At 40.1% G+C, this 17,103-nt stretch carries 13 protein-coding genes; 3 read left to right on the top strand and 10 right to left on the bottom strand.

Going from position 1 to position 17,103, the window contains the following annotated elements:
* Window positions 1–111: 111 nt before the first annotated feature.
* Entirely contained in the window at window positions 112–870 is a 759-nt protein-coding gene (locus tag VB740_RS05040; RefSeq protein WP_323198966.1) for a HEAT repeat domain-containing protein, read from the top strand.
* A 201-nt stretch (window positions 871–1,071) separates the two neighbouring features.
* Here the strand turns inward: VB740_RS05040 and VB740_RS05035 are convergent, their stop codons facing one another.
* From VB740_RS05035 to VB740_RS04990, 10 genes are all read right to left on the bottom strand, one after another.
* Complete coding sequence (locus tag VB740_RS05035; RefSeq protein ID WP_323198965.1) at window positions 1,072–1,479, bottom strand: phosphomannose isomerase type II C-terminal cupin domain; 408 nt, start codon at window positions 1,477–1,479, stop codon at window positions 1,072–1,074.
* Window positions 1,480–1,653: 174 nt separating this feature from the next.
* On the bottom strand, window positions 1,654–2,997 hold the full coding sequence (locus VB740_RS05030; RefSeq protein WP_323198991.1) for a sorbosone dehydrogenase family protein: 1,344 nt from the start codon (window positions 2,995–2,997) through the stop codon (window positions 1,654–1,656).
* A gap of 152 nt (window positions 2,998–3,149) precedes the next feature.
* A complete protein-coding gene (locus VB740_RS05025; protein WP_323198964.1) occupies window positions 3,150–4,361 on the bottom strand; it encodes an EAL domain-containing response regulator in 1,212 nt (403 codons plus the stop codon).
* A 126-nt stretch (window positions 4,362–4,487) separates the two neighbouring features.
* Window positions 4,488–5,513, bottom strand: coding sequence for a hypothetical protein (locus VB740_RS05020; RefSeq protein ID WP_323198963.1), 1,026 nt, complete (start codon window positions 5,511–5,513; stop codon window positions 4,488–4,490).
* Window positions 5,514–5,833: 320 nt separating this feature from the next.
* Entirely contained in the window at window positions 5,834–8,608 is a 2,775-nt protein-coding gene (locus VB740_RS05015; RefSeq protein WP_323198990.1) for a family 10 glycosylhydrolase, read from the bottom strand.
* Window positions 8,609–8,836: 228 nt separating this feature from the next.
* Window positions 8,837–9,970 (bottom strand): mechanosensitive ion channel family protein, encoded by a 1,134-nt coding sequence (locus VB740_RS05010; protein WP_323198962.1) that lies wholly within the window; start codon window positions 9,968–9,970, stop codon window positions 8,837–8,839.
* Window positions 9,971–9,975: 5 nt separating this feature from the next.
* On the bottom strand, window positions 9,976–11,073 hold the full coding sequence (locus VB740_RS05005) for a mechanosensitive ion channel family protein (RefSeq protein ID WP_323198961.1): 1,098 nt from the start codon (window positions 11,071–11,073) through the stop codon (window positions 9,976–9,978).
* Window positions 11,074–11,404: 331 nt separating this feature from the next.
* Window positions 11,405–11,560, bottom strand: coding sequence for a hypothetical protein (locus VB740_RS05000; RefSeq protein WP_323198960.1), 156 nt, complete (start codon window positions 11,558–11,560; stop codon window positions 11,405–11,407).
* A gap of 962 nt (window positions 11,561–12,522) precedes the next feature.
* Window positions 12,523–13,848, bottom strand: coding sequence for a TIGR03279 family radical SAM protein (locus VB740_RS04995; RefSeq protein ID WP_323198959.1), 1,326 nt, complete (start codon window positions 13,846–13,848; stop codon window positions 12,523–12,525).
* An 83-nt stretch (window positions 13,849–13,931) separates the two neighbouring features.
* A complete protein-coding gene (locus tag VB740_RS04990) occupies window positions 13,932–14,756 on the bottom strand; it encodes an undecaprenyl-diphosphate phosphatase (protein WP_323198958.1) in 825 nt (274 codons plus the stop codon).
* 448 nt (window positions 14,757–15,204) lie between these two features.
* Between VB740_RS04990 and VB740_RS04985 the strand changes: the two genes are divergently transcribed.
* Together VB740_RS04985 and psbU are read left to right on the top strand one after the other, a co-directional pair.
* On the top strand, window positions 15,205–15,981 hold the full coding sequence (locus tag VB740_RS04985; protein ID WP_323198957.1) for a DUF3120 domain-containing protein: 777 nt from the start codon (window positions 15,205–15,207) through the stop codon (window positions 15,979–15,981).
* A gap of 541 nt (window positions 15,982–16,522) precedes the next feature.
* Window positions 16,523–16,951, top strand: a complete 429-nt coding sequence (gene psbU, locus VB740_RS04980; RefSeq protein ID WP_069069002.1) for a photosystem II complex extrinsic protein PsbU — start codon at window positions 16,523–16,525, stop codon at window positions 16,949–16,951.
* Window positions 16,952–17,103: the final 152 nt, after the last annotated feature.

The raw sequence follows: 17,103 nt of genomic DNA, 5'->3' as shown, positions 1-17,103 counted from the left end.
CTCAACGAGGGGAAAAGAAAGTGTATAATTACGCAACTAATACTTATAAAGCTTTAACTTATTGGCGCAGGAGATTATGTGTTAATCCCGAAAAGGGATTGAAATGAAATTATGTATGACGAAGACGATCTAAGCCTACTCGATATTGGGGAGGAGCTAGAAAGCCCCTTAGATAAAATAGAGCCGCTAACTGCTGATTCAGTTGTGGCAAAGCCAGATCCAGAAGTGATGCTAGCCCTGCTGGAAAATCCCCAGCCTCAGCAAAGAATGTTAGCGGCGCGTGCTTTTTGTGATATAGAAGATGCGCGTGCTACACCCCATCTAATTCACCTGTTAACCGATACCTGCCCCTTAGTCCGAGTAAGTGCAGCCTATGCCCTCGGACGTAATCCTAGTTCAGAGGCAGTGATTCCGTTAATTGCTCAACTAAACAGTGATTGGAATGGCTATGTGCGTAAAGGCGTTGTCTGGGCTTTAGGAAACTGTCGCGATCGCCGTTCTTTACCGCCCCTAGCAGATGCCCTAAGAACTGACATTTCCGCAGTGCGTTTGTGGGCTGCTAGCGCCTTAGCACAGATGGCAGAAGTGGGTTATGAAGCAGTTATAGGGGCAATACCACCATTAATTGAAGCCTTAGTCAAAGATCCCGTGGCAGCAGTACGGAGTAACAGCGCTTGGGCAATTGGTCAACTGTGCCGCGAGCTACCTTCTAATGTAGTTTACGCTACAGCGATCGATGCCCTAATTCAAGCCTTTGCTGAAGACCAAGATTTAGGAGTCCGGGAAGACGCTAAAGCTTCACTGTTAGGAGTGGGTGATCCCCGTGGTTTACAGCTGATTGAAACCCTGGAACAAGAAGGGTGGTTTTAATTTGGGCATTGGGAATTGGGCATTGGGCATTGGGAAACTCTTCTCCCCTGTCTTCCTAATCTCCCCTTGCTCCCTCTGCTTCCCCTGCTTCCCCTGCTTCCCCTGCCTCCCCTGCTTCCCCTGCCTCCCCTGCCTCCCCTGCTTCCCCTGCCTCCCCTGCCTCCCCTGCCTCCCTTGCTCCCTCATCCCCCGTCTTTGCCCTTACTGACCTTCAGTTACAGGTTTGACCAAATTTAAGTCATAAGGACGCTCAGTATCATCTTCGCCTAAATATTCGCCATTTTGAATTTCCAAAATAACTAGCGGAATATGTCCAGGATTGTCTACCTTATGTAGGGTGGCTGCTGGAACATAAGTTGATTCGTTTCGATTTAGTAATATTTCCACATCGCCACATGTCACCTTTGCTACACCGGAAACTACAACCCAATGTTCATTGCGATGATAATGGATTTGTGGTTTAATTCCGTGCCTGGGCTTAATTTCAACACGGCTAATTCTATAGGTTTCTCCCTCCTCGATCACCTCCACTTCGCCCCAGTATCGTGTACCTGAATGTGGAGACAATTCGTTAATATTTGACTGGGTATTATTTTCATTGGGAGTCATAATCAATTTCTCAACCAGATGAGTATTAGTCTTTTTCAGTAATTTACCGTAAACAGGATAAACCTGGATAGGGAGATGCAGTCACAAAATTTTTATTGATAACAACTGCTCTAACTTTACTCCAGGCAACAGATCCTATCCGTAAATTTCTAAATGTTTGAATGCATGAATTCCTTAACCACCCGTATACTGAATCCGATAAATTCGGTTATTGGCTTCTTCTGTTAGTAGTAGACTACCATCTGGTAACACGAGTAAACCTACAGGTCGTCCCCAAGTGGTTGGTACAGAAGGATTTAGCAAAAATCCTGTGAGAAAGTCTTCATAATAGCCTTGCGATCGCCCCTTAACATCGAAGGGAACAAATACAATTTTATAACCAGTGCCGCGATCGCGATTCCAAGAACCACGAAAAGCTGCAAAAGCACCGTTCCGATATTTTTTTGGAAACGTTTTACCATCATAAAACTGCAAACCCAGTGCTGCTGAGTGCGCCTGGAACAGCACATCTGGCGTTTGGGTACGGGCTACTAAGTCGGGACGTTTACTTTTACCTTCCGTCTTTTGGCGCGGATCGAGGTTGTTTGGTGTGAGGTAAGCATAGGGCCAACCGTAAAACGCCCCCTGTTTCACGCGTGTCAGATAATCTGGAACCAACTCATCACCGATTCCATCCCGTTCGTTGACAGTGGTATAAAGTTCCTTAGTTACAGGATGAAAGTCTAAACCAACAGGGTTACGCAAGCCGGAAGCAAAAGTTTGCTGCTGGGAACCATCTAAATTCATCACCTGTATAGAAGCCCGTGGTAGCGGTTCTTCATCCACATTGGTTCCTGAACCAACTGAAACATATAATTTATTGCGATCGGGTGAGAGAACAACATTGCGCGTCCAATGGTTGTTATAACCTTGAGAAGGCAAGTCGGCTATTTTTTTCCCCTTACCTGTAATCTTGTTTTGACCTTTAGTATAGGGAAAACGCACCACAGCATCTGTATTCCCCAGAAAAAAGGAATTACCTGCAAAAGCCATACCAAAAGGTCTATTGAGTTCGTTGTCCCTACTAGCAAAGGTTTCTCGAACGTCGGCTACACCATCACCGTTACTGTCACGTAACAAACGAATTCTGTTTTGCCCGGTTTCAGTCACCAGAACATCACCACTGGGGGTTAAAGCTAGCCAGCGTGGGGCATCTAAACCTTCAGCAAAGACGTTAACTGTAAAGCCTCTTGGTACGCGCAGCACCGGATTTTGCGGAATAGGCACAACTTCAGGCCGCTTAGAAGCACTTTCTGTTGCAAAGGGTGCTGGTAAATTCTTCAAATTTATCCGAATGGGTGTAGGCGAAAGTGTTTCAGTACGGACAATCTTTTTGGGCTGTGTAGGATTCTGTGTCCGTTGGGTAGAAGGTACAGATATTTGTGGTGTGGGATTATCTAAAGAAGCGCGAGTCTGGTTACAGGCTGCTGTTAAAGTTAGTAAAAAAATTGGCAGCAAGAAACGCGCAGAGACTTTCATAGCGGTAGACATTATGACATAATTTTTTTACTTTAGACTTGAGACTTAATAATTGTCACCAGTCTAAAGTCCGATTTTCCTTAATTAGTCAACCTATTAAGGTACTAGATACTAGTAAAATAATTTACACCCTCATACTCAATGCCCAACATTCAGACATATAAGTATTTATTTGTTAACAAAAAATTTTCAAATTCTGCTGCTGGCAATGGACGGCTAAATAGAAAACCTTGCATAGAATTACAGTTGTGTTGTCGCAAAAACCCTAGTTCTGCTTCTGTCTCTACACCCTCGGCAACTACATCTAGATTGAGATTATGAGCCATTTGAATTAATGCCTTAGTGATGGCTGATTTCTGTAGATCATTAGCAACATTATGGATAAAATAACGGTCAATTTTTAATGTGTTAATTGGTAAGTTTTTCAGATAAATTAAAGAAGAGTAGCCCGTACCAAAATCATCGATCGCAATTTTTACACCCAAGGATTGCAATTTGCTCATAGTAGCGATCGCACTATTTACATCTTGCATAATCATACTTTCAGTAAGTTCTATTTCTAAGTAATGTGGTTCTAAATCATTAACATCTATAAAATTAACTAATTTCTGAATAAAATCTGGTTGATTAAATTCGATTACTGACAAATTGACCGCAATAATCAAAGGATAAATTCCAATATCACGCCAGGTTCTTATTTGTTGACAGACTTTTTTTAATACCCATTTCCCAATTGGAACAATTAAACCTGTAGACTCTGCTAACGGAATAAATTCTGTTGGATAAATCAACCCTACTTCTGGGCTTTGCCAGCGCAATAAACTTTCAGCAGCTACTATTTTTCCAGAAGCAATATCGACTATTGGTTGATAATAAATTTCAAATTCTTGAAAATTATGTTGTTTGATAGCCCGATGTAAGCTAATTTCTAATAGCTGCATCTTTGGAGACAAGTTGTTAATTGCAGCCTGAGGAGATAAATACCTTTTTAAAGTAGCGTGTTTTTCTAATCTGTTGATGATGGCACTTAATAACTCAGCCCGAGTGAAAGGTTTAGTTATATAGTCATCAGCACCCATATTCATCCCTTGACGGAAGTCAGATTTGGCAGATTTGGCAGTGAGAAAAATGAAGGGGATTGTTGCGGTTGATGGCTCTTGACGTAACGCTGTTAGTACGCCATAACCGTCAAGTTGTGGCATCATCATATCACAGAGAATTAAATCGGGAACTTCGGAGATAGCTAAATGTACTCCGATTCTGCCATTAGCCGCAGCAATAGTTTCAAAATCCTCAGCTTCTAATAGATCCAAAATGTTTTCACGAACTGCATCTTCATCTTCTATTATTAAAATTTTTGCCATAATTTACCTCAATTCATATTTTATTTTTGATGCTAAAATCACAAAAGAATTGTACAAAAACTGCATATAGATATAGCAGATATTTCATTGTTGTAGATATATACAACTTTTTTAAATTCTCATTCTTCATGTAATGCCTAATATATTACCGACATTAATAGCGCGATAAAAGGATTCTAATAACGGATGAATATCGCTAACCCAAAAGCTAGTACCTTCTAGCATTTCCCGTGCTTGGTAGCTCGTGATAGCGACAACATTTTCCCTAATAAATGTACTACCAAAATCTGCATAACTCTTGCAAGTGTAAATTACTGCTGGGCTGGACGAGAATAAATATTGCAGATGTTGTTGGCTGAAAAGTAGCGCCCACCATATTTCCCAATATGAACGCTCAACTACATCTTGTGGCTGTAGTTCTCTAAAGTTGAGTGCCGTTTGGTTAACTTCTAGCACAATACTCTCTGTTATTAGCAACTCAATAAGCTGGAAGGAGCCATTGAAGATGGAGCGAAATCGTTTTTCAGTCTCACAAAATAATAGTTTTACCTGTACGCAGGAGGTACTATTCACAGAAACTCCAATGAGACGAGCAGGTTCGCCTGTCGTATACTTAAGTACTATAGCGCGTAGTAGTAACCATTTGTACTTGAGTAGTTGTCTCTCAAGGAGAATCTGATGTTCTACCTCAAAGGAAGCAATACTAGTGTTATCTCTAGTTTTTTCTGTTTCTTTTGCCAATACTTGACAAATGCTTTTAGGGGTAATACAAGCAACAATATAACCTTGGTTATCTGCAATTTGCAGTAGATCCAATATCTGGCACAACAGTAATAACACTGAGGCTATCTCCGAAAATTCTGACATGTTTAATGTCATGACCAAGGTATGCATAACTTCAAGAATCTTAGCTGTTTTCAAGCTAGTTTTTGAAGCTATAAGCATTACCATATCATTCTTGGTGAAGCACTCTACTATCTGCGAAGATGAAAAAAGTAAGATATTATTGCCCTGTGCTACCATCGGTGCGTAGACGTAACCCGTGGTAGACATCGCAACTAATAGTGCTCTTTCCAACACAAGCATCCGCAGCGAACGATCAATTGTTGACTCTAAGCTTTGTAGCTTTAGAAGCGGAGGTAACGCTTGCATAGATTTTTATGATAGCTATTATTAAAAAATAGTTATCTAAAGTTTTTTACTTAAGCATTCTCCAATATTTTGACGCCAAACAAGTAGTAATATTTAGGATATAAATACTACAAAAAGTGTGTTAAGAATTACAATACAGCTTATATCTGGCTAGTTGGAACCTGGATTTTGGCCAATAATCGATAGTTCTTCTCCCCCTGTTCCCAATATGCTTGGGTTAAGCAAATTTATCTGTTAAGACAGGCAGGGTGAGCAGGGGGAGAGAAAAAAGCTTAACCCAAGCGTATTGCCTCTGCTCCCCTTATTTCCTTGCTTTTTCACTAAGGACGCAATTGCAACCGCCGTTCGCCGTAACGTAATAGCCTTTCTATAGTTACAAGCCGATGTTCCCAAACTTTGACTTGGTAGGAATTTGACTTAAGCTCTTGGCTCATCAATACCCGAAATTGAGACTGGAATCGGGTTAGAGAGGCTCTCGCCACTAGTAGCTTGCTAGAAGAAGGGGAAGCAGCAAGCTGATTTAAAGCACTACGTAAAACTTCTGTCTGGTTGTTAAAATCTGATCTTGTCTGAGACGATTTTTGTAGTTGGTCATTTTGGAAAACAAATTTCCATTCCCGTTGCAGCGCGGTATAACGAATGGCAGCAGTTTGAAAAGGCTGGCGGTGAGGAATAGGTTCAGTTTTAGTGGGTGTTGGGGATTGAACCCTACCTTGGGTACTAATAAAGACTTTTTGTAGCTCGTTGTTAAAATTCTCTGCGGCAAAGAGTGCATAACCACTAACTGGCAAGTCTCTTACCAACTGGAGTTGATCGAATGCTCCAATTGTTGGCAAAGAAAGTAAGCGGATTCCTGGTACCAACAAGGTAGCTCCCAATTGTTTAGAGGCGATCCAGGGTTGGGCCAGCCGTTGAAAGCGAGAAGTATCAAGAGCATAAGTCATGGGAACAATTAAATCTATATCCCCCCGCCTTGCCCAAGTTTCCCAGTTTTGTTGAATTTTCTGAATCCGTTCTGATTCCTGCAAAGGAAATACTGCAACTGACAAAATCAAATTTGGTTGTTTTTGCCTCAACTGCCGTGATAATTGGGCGACAAAGCTATCAACTTGCTCGGTGCGAAATGTCGTCCACTTTTGCCACAAGTCTGGTTGGCTAGGGGAAATATTCACTGGATCTATACCAGTAAGTTGCTGAAATTGCGCTCTTGCAGCTTTGCCATAGCCGTAGGTTCGACCTGCTGATGGGTCTTGGAAAGGGTAACGAATGTAGTCTAGCTGTAAACCATCTACCTTATAGCGAGTGACAATTTCCTCATACAGCTTGAATAAATACTCGCGCACTTCGGGGTTAGCTGGGTCGAAGAATGGCTTAGTCTGACCAACAGGAATCATGTTGCCCAGGTTATCGTAGTTTGCCCAATCGGGATGAGCCGTCAGCACTGGCCCTGGAGAATCACGATTAACGTTGATAATCTCATTGTGACGTTGATTACCAGCAGCAAAAGTCCAAACCCAAGCGTGTAATTCCATGTCGCGCTCATGGGCTAATTTCACCGCATCTGCCAGTGGGTCCCATCCACGAATTAATGGGTTTTGCTCTTTTGCGACTTGGCTCGGATAAATTGTATAGCCAGCATTAACAGTTTCAAAGAAGACGGTATTAATCCCAGCTTGAGCTAGGCGATCAAAAATCTGGGATAGTCCCGCCTTGCTACCAGCACGAACAATCGTCCCCCGATCTAACCAAACTGCCCGGATTTCTGGTTGAGCCAGTCTCTGATCAACAGGGAACTGCTGCCACAACATTGTCTTCGCTACCAGCCACTGCTGACGAGCCAAAGCGTAGTTTTTTTGGGCAATCAATACGGGTAAGTTTCTAGCAATTGCCCTTGCTTGTGCCAACGCTTGCTCTTTACTTGTGCCTAATGCCCCCAGTTTGGTTGAGGCTAATTGCAACGGCTGTTCTTTAATATTTGAAGACTGCTTTTCCTCAGATATCATTTCGCCAACATTAGCCGCATCGGCTGACACTGCTAAATGAGCGCTTTCCACCCGACCAATCAGATTTTCTAGCTCTTGCTGGAGGGCGATCGCTTGGCTGTTGTCAATCGGCTCATTAGAGTTAGGTGCCACATCTAGACGCACTGCTTGTTCCAATTGGTCAATAGCCTCAGAATTTGGCTGTTTGACTATAGGAAGCGGTTTAGGTATGGGAACGGCGGCAGTTTTAGGAGGAGGGGATGAAGGAGATGAACTGCCCCTCTGCACCCCTGCACCCCTGTTCCCTTGCTCCCTTGACGCAGCCGCTACTTTTGTAGAACAGTTTGGGGAACCTCCTGCTACTTTTTTCATGCGATTCGATGGTGGTAGCGCTGTCAAATAATGATTGACAGCAGCTTTTAACCAGGCATTATCTAACCCGGCTGCTGAGGCTGTATCTGTTCCCCAGCGCCAGCCCAAAAAGGTGGAACGCTCAGTTGTTACTACTGCGGCAGGATTATCTTTAGAATTCCAAACAGCAGGAGATTGAGTACCCATATCATTAGGAATCACAACGCCGCCGCGTACTTTGCCAAAAAGTTCAGTTTGATTGGCCCATTCTGAGATTTTGGTTTTTGTGGGTTTGATCTGTTCTGTGTTACTGAGGCTGAATCCCCAATAACCTCCCAAAAGCGATCGCAATAACTGGCGCACTCCTGGCGATGACAGACTACCTACAGGGCCACTAGCAATCAAGCGCCCTCCCTTACTCATCCATTCTTCTAGAGCGATCGCTTGGGTTGGTGTTAATGTCTCGACATTTGGCAAAAATAATACCCGGCGATCGCCCCAATCTGCCATACTTCGTACATCATTTAGGGGAATTACACAATATTTTGCCCCTATTGCCTCTAAGCGGTCAGTTATGCCTGTCCATTGATTCGCATTTTCTTGGCTATGCACTACGCTCAATACAGGTTCTTCGGCTGCTGCCGTTACTGGCAAAATACTCAAAAAATTTAAAATTCCAATTTCACAACTTAAAATAAATAATTTTCTAGCTTCTTTAATTTTTAAACTTATATCTTTTTGGTTTTCTTGATGCCTCACCAGTCACTCCTCATTTCATTATTAATTGAGTTATTAGTCAGAATTCATTAGTACATCATCTAGGACTCTGGCTTAATTTTTGGTATATTTACTGATATATAACCTTAATTACGTAAACTTACTATTAGTGTGGATTTCCCAAAACAAAATAAGACTTCTATAGAAGTACTTAATGAATTACCTTTATCAATCTAGCCTATCAAAACCAATAAAAAATGCCAAGATTGATACTCAAATTGTCACAGGCGATTCTAAATAAATTGTTGGCTCTTGCATCGTGAATTTAATTCCATTAGTGGCTAGCTTTTTAGAAATTTTTTCATTTGCCAATTCTAATAAACGTTTACGTAATTGCAGAGAGTTGTCACTAGAACCCAAAATAAAAAATGTCACTCTTGTTCTAGTTATCTTTTTTTCTACATTATTGTGGGTTAAAAAAGTAATACTAGTGCTACCTGGATCGATACCAAATAGTGAATTAGTACTCTCGACAATTACTTGTTGAACTAGAGCTTGTTCTCGGTCTTGCAGCAAGTCTAAAAAATCGAGGTAGAGTAGAACCATAACTTTCTTACCTCGAGTAATATTTTCAATTTCTAAGTTGGCTAATATTGAATTGGGAATAATAAACAATGTACTTTTAGCAGCAGCGCGAATTTTGGTTGAGCGGATACCAATTGACTCAACTCGCCCAAATAAACCTTCAGGGATTTGCTGGGATTTTTGTAAACGAATATATTCTCCAGGGACAAAGGGACGATCTAAATACAACACAATTGTTCCCAACAACTGCTCTAGAGTTTTTTGAGCCGCAAAAGCTACAGCTAATCCACCAATTCCTAATCCAGTTATTAACCCAATTAAATTAAACTGTTGACTTTGGGCAAAAGCCAGAACAGCAATAAATCCGATAATTACATTTGCAATTGTTTCAAATACTAAAAGTACTTCATCTACCTCTCGACCAAATTTACGTAATATTTCAATTCCATACACTCGAATAAACTGTCGAAATAAACGAGAGCATAGCCAAGAGATACTGACAATGACAGCTAAATCAACAATAGGAGAAAGAAATCTATAGATAGATTCATATTCCACAATCCATGCTAAAGATAATGAAATCAGAATTAAGCTACCTGTAATTCTAAATAAGTTTCTAATTGGATCAATCAAATTATTATAAATACTGGCAACTTGCTGCGGTGCAAAACGACGAATAATAATTCGCAAGAATGTAGGAGTATATTGCCCTACTAGCAAAGACAGCAAAATAAAAACTAGAAAGACTCCAAATCTAGATAAGGCTGATATTGTGCTATCACGTTGAAAAAATTCTAGAATAATACGTGAGATATTCGTCATTCTCTCTAGATTGTAATTGGTGAATCAACATAAATTGTTGGTTCTTCTATATCAAAAGCAATACCATATTCTTTTAAACACTGAGTCATGCTTTCAGTTGCCATATTTAGCAGTTGGCGACGTAATTCCATCGAAACATCTCCAGAACCTAAGATAAAGAAAGTAACTTGTGCTTGAGTTTTATCTGGTTCTAGGGAATTACTGATACTTTTAAAAGTAACTCCTGTATTTTGCGAATCAATCCCAAAAATACCATTCGTACTATCTAGAATAACTTGGCGAATTAAGGCTCTATCTTCGCTACTTAGTGCTCGGTAGAAGGTCAAATAAAGAATAGACATGACTTTCTTCCCACCAGTAAAATTTTCAATATTAACTTGAGTCAGAGAACTGTTAGGCACTATCATCACAGTTCCCTTACCAGATGTTCTAATTCGGGTGGATCTTAATCCTATAGATTCAACTCGTCCAAAAGTCCCATCAGGAAGACCAATATAATCATCAATCACGAAGGGGCGATCAAGATAAAGAACAATACCACCTAGAACTTGTTCTAGAGTTTTTTGAGCAGCAAAGGCTACTGCTAAACCACCGATTCCTAAACTAGCTAGCAATCCTAAAAGATTAATTTGATGTGTTTGAGCATAGGTAAGAATTGCTAAAAAGATAATGACGAGATTAGCAACCCATTTTAAAAGAATAAGTAGCTCACTACTAATTTTTTGCCCAGTTTTGAAAGCAGCATTTAATAAATAGAAATCAAAAAACTTTTGAAATAATTTAGTAGCTAACCAACTGACTGCGATCGCCAGAGTTAAACTCACAATAATTTCTAATGAATTTGTCCATTGATTTCTAGGTAAAAAGGATGTAGTAAACTCAAAAATACTGATTACAGCTACCAAAATTAATAAGTCTTCATTTGGCTTAATTAGCTTTTGGTAAATATCAGTAATTTGGAGAAAACTAAAACGTTTCCAGAGTAAGTTTGCCAATGAAATCATGAAACGACCAAGTATAAAAATAAAAAATCCGACTCCCAGCCCTAGTAAGCCAATTTGTATTTCTCTGTTTGTAAAAACTTCTGATAAAAAAACAACCATTTCTATAATTAATATACAAATTGCGATCAGGAACATCTTAAATTGGTAAATCTACTTTCAATCTTTATAGCCACAACGGACACTTTGTGACCAGTTGCTAAGTTCAAACATATCCATAAAGCACAGTTAATCATCAGGATTGTTGATAGCTGACCGTTGAAAGTCAACAGTGATAAACTACACAATTAAATATGCAATCTTTTTAACAACTTACAACTTTGTTAACATGAGCAACGCATTGGCTTTTGAAGCTGGAAACTCAGCTTTTTCTGAAAGACATGCTACGCAAGTTTTAAGAGTAGAAGTACAATCCTGTACCATTGGTGTCAACTTAACCTAAAAGCATTTCCAAATCCTCTGGGCTGGAAATGCAACTCAAAAGCGGCTCTGCCGCCAGCAAGGGAGGCAGCAGCCCCAAGGATGGCATTCCCAGTCTCAGACTGGGAACGAGATAATATCTAAAAGCTAATTCTAGACTGGCTTTCACGTTAAGTTGACACTAATGATCCTGTACTGGCTATATAAGTGTCCTGCTCTGTGCCTGATCAAAAATATTGAGGGTGGAGATTTATTCGTGTTTTTGCAAAATTGGGATGTTCTCTTACTATCTATCTGAACTCCTGCTATAAGTTTCCTTTGGCTGCCTATTTCTAAAACATCCCCCATTTATTGACAGATTAGTTTCCAAAATGATATGGTAGTCAATGCTATCAAAGACCAAGTTATCATTTAAATTGTGCCAACTACTAAAATCTTCTTTAGAGTGGATGTTTTAGTAGTTGTCTGATTCATTTGAATTTTGAGAAAAAGCTATCCAAAAATAGACGCTAGTTAGATATGCTACTGCTAAGATGCAGATAGTGCTGATAAAGTTAACATCAGTCATGACATTTAATTAAACGTAATAGTGAGCAATAAGCTTACAAATTCTAGTTTGTAAACTTTTGATACTACATCCAAATATCTGGATGCAAAAAGGTTTTAGCCCAAAGGCTTGGACTAGGTAAATTTAATCGGGTCGCTGAATCGATGAAACTTCCTATTTAGGGGATAGCCTAAATATGACTAACCACGAAAGCTATCTATCCAAAAATTGACCATGCAAACACGTGCAGTTTGTGGTCTTCATCCCCTGAATTCTATTCAGGTGGATGGTTGAAAAGGTAATAAGATATACTTACCCTGTTCTTGAGTAGGCTTTTACTAAAGCTCTTTTTATGTTGCTAACCTTAAACTGCCGTATATACCAGCAGCAATAACCAGATAGCTAGCGTTGGTTAGCTGATTAGCTTAGTTTTTGCACGCTATTGCTACATTTACCTATTAGTTTTCATTCTACACTAGAAGGCATCAAAAAACTAGGCAGAAAATGCGTTCTCCAAAGTAGTAAACAAGAAGGTCTTGCAGAACAGAGTTAAATTGTCTAGACTAGAAGATTAACAAAACAACTTAAACAATACAGGTATTGATTAAATCTTCAACTCCTGATATTGGTAGAATTTTTGTATCCAATTTGCAAGCTAATTCTTCAATACTCATATCATCTAAAAATATCAGTTCACCATGTTTGAGCATTACATTCGGTAGTAGAATTCCTTCTCCCAAATCTTGCCCTTGTAAGTTCAACAGCAAATCATGTCCAGTGAGTAGCCCTGTGACTGTGATATCTTGTCCCCAATAATCACTAGATAAAGCACGCATATTTATTTCTAAACCTTCAACAGAATTTAATCGTTTCAAAATAGGTTGAAATGCATTTTCTACTGCATTACCTACTACCCAAGTTAATTTTCTTTGAGGATTAACTTTTGACGGTAATAATTCTGTTGCGGCGGCTGCAAATTGCTTGAGAAACAACTGAATGGAACCAACACCGTTATCAATTTGGGGATACTCTTCATATTCAGATTCGCTTGGCAATTCCTCACCTGCAATTAAAAACCACTCATCAGCTAACCAAACAACACTGGAAGCAAACTTTTGACGAAATTGCTGCGAGATTCTTTTGACTTGAGAAATCACTTCTTTGGCTTTTTCTCTACTTACGGGTGTGAGTTCGTCGTCTTGGGGACGAAATCGTGTCAACCCGACTGGCACAACTGCCACCGATGCCACCGCAGGTACTTCACCAGTATGAAAGGTCGCTAAATCTTTAAGAGTTTGCTCCAAATGTTTGCCATCATTTATACCAGGGCAAACAACCACTTGAGCATGAATTTGTAGCCGCCTTTCTTGAAACCACCTGAGTTGTTGCAAGATTTGTCCCGCACGGGGATTTTTCAACAGTCTAATTCTGATTTCGGGTTCTGTGGCATGAACAGAAACATACAACGGAGACAAGCGCATTTGTTCAATCCGTTGCCATTCTCTTTCTGGTAAATTGGTGAGGGTAAGATAAGAACCGTACAAAAAACTTAGACGGTAATCGTCATCTTTAAAATACAAGCTGGTGCGCTTACCTGGGGGCTGTTGGTCGATAAAGCAAAATGGACAGCGGTTGTTGCACTGAATTAAGCCATCAAATAGGGCAGTTTCAAATTCTAGCCCCAAGTCTTGGTCATAATCTTTTTCGATTTCCAGGCTATGAGTTTTCCCAGTAGCGTCTAAAACTTCTAATTCCAACACTTCATCAGCACACAAAAACTGATAATCAATTAAATCGCGGGGACGTGTACCATTGATAGCAACGATCGCATCACCAGCCTCAAAGCCAATCTCTGCGGCTATAGAATCTGGAAGCACCTTGGTAATTCGGGCAGGATTAATTGTATTCATGGGGCATTGGGCATGGGGCATGGGGCATGGGGCATTGGCTTTGGACTAATGACTAATGACCAATGACTAATGACTATTATGAATTATCCTTTCCAACCTGCTGCGATCGCAGCTAAAATAACGCTGCCAAATGCTAATCTATACCAAACAAAAACCAAGGTATTTTTGGTTTGTAAGTACTTGATCAAGAATGCAATTGATATGTAAGAAAAAATAAAGGTTGAAATAATCCCTACAATTAACAGTCCAACAATGTTATTTGGTAGCTGTTGGGCTTGAAATAAATTGAATATTTTCAAACTCTTATATAGCGTAGCAATGGTAAGAGTTGGAAACCCTAACAAAAATGAGAATTTTGCCGCTGTATCGCGTTCTAGCCCTAAAAATAAGGCAGTTGTCAAAGTCGAGCCAGAACGAGAAACACCTGGAATTAAAGCAAGTGTTTGCCCTAATCCAACTAAAATACCATCCCGAATTTGCAAGGAATTAAAATCTCGCTTGCGAGTACCAATTTTTTCTGCTAATCCAAGTAAAAGTGCCATGATAACTGACATGATGGCAATGATTAATGCACTCTCCGGTAGAATATCTTTCAAAAGAAAACCAACAATTAACGCAGGCATAGTCCCTACTACAATACCGACAAGAATTTTCCATTCTTCGCGTTGCCAGTCTTTCTCTTTTAAGGCTTCAATTCCACCTTTGACAATACTAGAAATCAAAGACCAAAAATACAACAAAATTGCTATAACGCTGCCAAATTGAATTGCATCAACAAAATCTTTAGAACCTAGTTCTTTCCAACCAAATACCTTTGTCACAATCAGAAGATGGGCAGTGCTGCTGATTGGTAAAAACTCTGTAATACCTTGAACAATGCCTAAAATAAAAGCTTGAATAAACTCCATACCTAACTAATACCTTTTTCCTGTTTTATACATCATTACTTAGCTGATGATGTTGCTTTATATACTCTCAATTGCACCCGATATTCTAGAAAATCTAACTTGACTGACCAATAACATCATCGAAGACGCTGGCCATGTTCTTACACCCACCTTAATAAGTCAACGCAATTTTGGCAGTTCATCAAACTTTAATATTTAGTGGGCTGATACCAGTTCACTTTTTAAGCGTTAAATTTTACCCTTGATTTTTCTGTAGTTTACCATTACAAAAAACTACACAGGAGTTCTGTACATAGTGAAAGTTTAGAAAATTACTCTGGGGCAGAACGCTTTGTTAGGTTTACGTCAGCATCCACCGAAATTTCTGTATAATTGCAATGCCCCTGGGGGGGATTTTAAAATGTGATATCTTAAATAAGATAAAGTTTAGTAACAAATATTAAAAACTTTGATTAATAATACACTGTCCTCCTACACTGCTTCTACCCCTTCTATTGATACCGAGTTGGATTTAGCTGATACTGGGCAGAAGGGTATCAGGCAATTGGAATCTACACTTTCCTTTTCTCCCTCTCTTCCCTTAATTTCTACCCAACAAACTTGGTTAGTCTTTGCGGCGGCGGTGTTTTTGGTATCAGTACCAGTATTTGTAGAAGCGCCAATAGTGCGATCGCTACCAAGTCTGAGTTTAGCGCTTACAGCATTTTGGGTGTGGCTAAGTTTTAGCTTAATGTCACGGACTGCAACTTACGTCTGGGGGGATTTACTCTTAGGATTTAGCGGGAGTTGGTTAGCGGGGGCGATTTACTGGGGCTGGTTACGTTGGGAACCTTTATGGCATCTGCCAGTGGAGTCTATAGGATTACCGTTTGCTTGCTGGTGTCTAATGAAGAATTGGGGCAAGGTGGGTAGCTGGTTTTATTTAGGTTCTTTACTCGGTACAGCTTTAACAGATGTATATTTTTATCTAGTAGATTTGATGCCCTATTGGCGGCAAATTATGAGAGTAGATGCAGATGTAGCACCGCAAATCTTACAAAATGCCCTCATACAAGTACAAACACCTTGGGGACAAAGTTGGGCCATCGTTCTCGCCTTAGTGCTGTTAACAGTCGGAATTTTACCTTTAAATTTAAAGCAAATACACTGGTATGCCTTTAGTGGCGCAGTTTTAAGTACAATTTTGGTAGACAGCCTATTTTTGTTAGCTGCGATCGCAGCGTGAAAAAGGCAGGAGATTGCAATCATCGTGTAACCTTCTCTTAACTTTTTCCGGCCCAATCTAAGGCACATCAAAAATGAGGCTGTAAATAATTAATTGGTTAAGAAATATTACATAAAAATTCATCACCATCAAGCCTTCTTACTAAGGTTTTCGGTAATGAGACATCTGACAGTTTTGTGTCTGCTTGGCAGTTAGAATCAGCCACCCCGAAAAGATTTCGGCTACCAGGATGATGGATAGAAGGCTATTGCAGCTATGCAGGCACTCTTACCACAATAAAAATTTTTGGCAAAATTACAGTCAAACCCAGTAACGGTAAATATTGTGGATATTAATACGCTGTATATTAGTTTCTGATGACTGCTGTGTTAATTAAGCTATCAGCTTTTGTCCTTTGTCCTTTATCCTTTGTCCTTAGCGCTCTCACGTAGACGCATTAGCGACTTCCCGCAGAGTATGACTAACGACTAATGACTAATGACTAATGACCACTGTTAGCTTAAAACTTTTATTGCTGTTTGATGGAAAGAGGTAGAAAATCGTGAAAGGATTGGCGCGTTTATTAACAGTGTTTAGTTTGTTACTTGGTTGCTGGGGATGGTTGGGAACAACTCAGATAGCCCAAGCTGCTAGTTTCAACAGTTTTGCTTTTCCCCAAGTCCCAGTTCTGGCAATTGAGCGGCAGAATCGGGCAGATAAGAAGCTAGGAACGGAATTTGGTAAAAAAATTGATTTGAATAATACCAACGTCCGAGCTTTTCAACAGTTTCCAGGACTTTATCCCACCCTGGCTAAGAAAATCATCATAAATGCTCCCTACAAAAATGTAGAGGATGTATTGGATCTTCCAGGATTGAGCGATCGCCAAAAACAAACCCTGCAAGCCAACTTGGATAATTTCACCGTGACAGAATTAGAGCCTGCCTTCAACGAGGGAGACGATCGCTTTAACAACGGCATCTACAGATAACTGCAAGTTGTAGTTAATGTAGCAAATAGCAGCCCACTCCTGATTCTAGGGAGTGGGATTCTTCTATTAGAGATAAGGAGGATGAGGGAGATAAGGAGGACAAAGTAAAATTTCTTCCCCTGCTCCCCCTGCTCCCCCTGCTCCCCCTGCCC

The organism is Nostoc sp. UHCC 0251, assembly GCF_034932245.1.
Classification (GTDB): Bacteria; Cyanobacteriota; Cyanobacteriia; order Cyanobacteriales; family Nostocaceae; genus Nostoc.
This window is presented reverse-complemented; position numbering and strand designations above follow the sequence as displayed.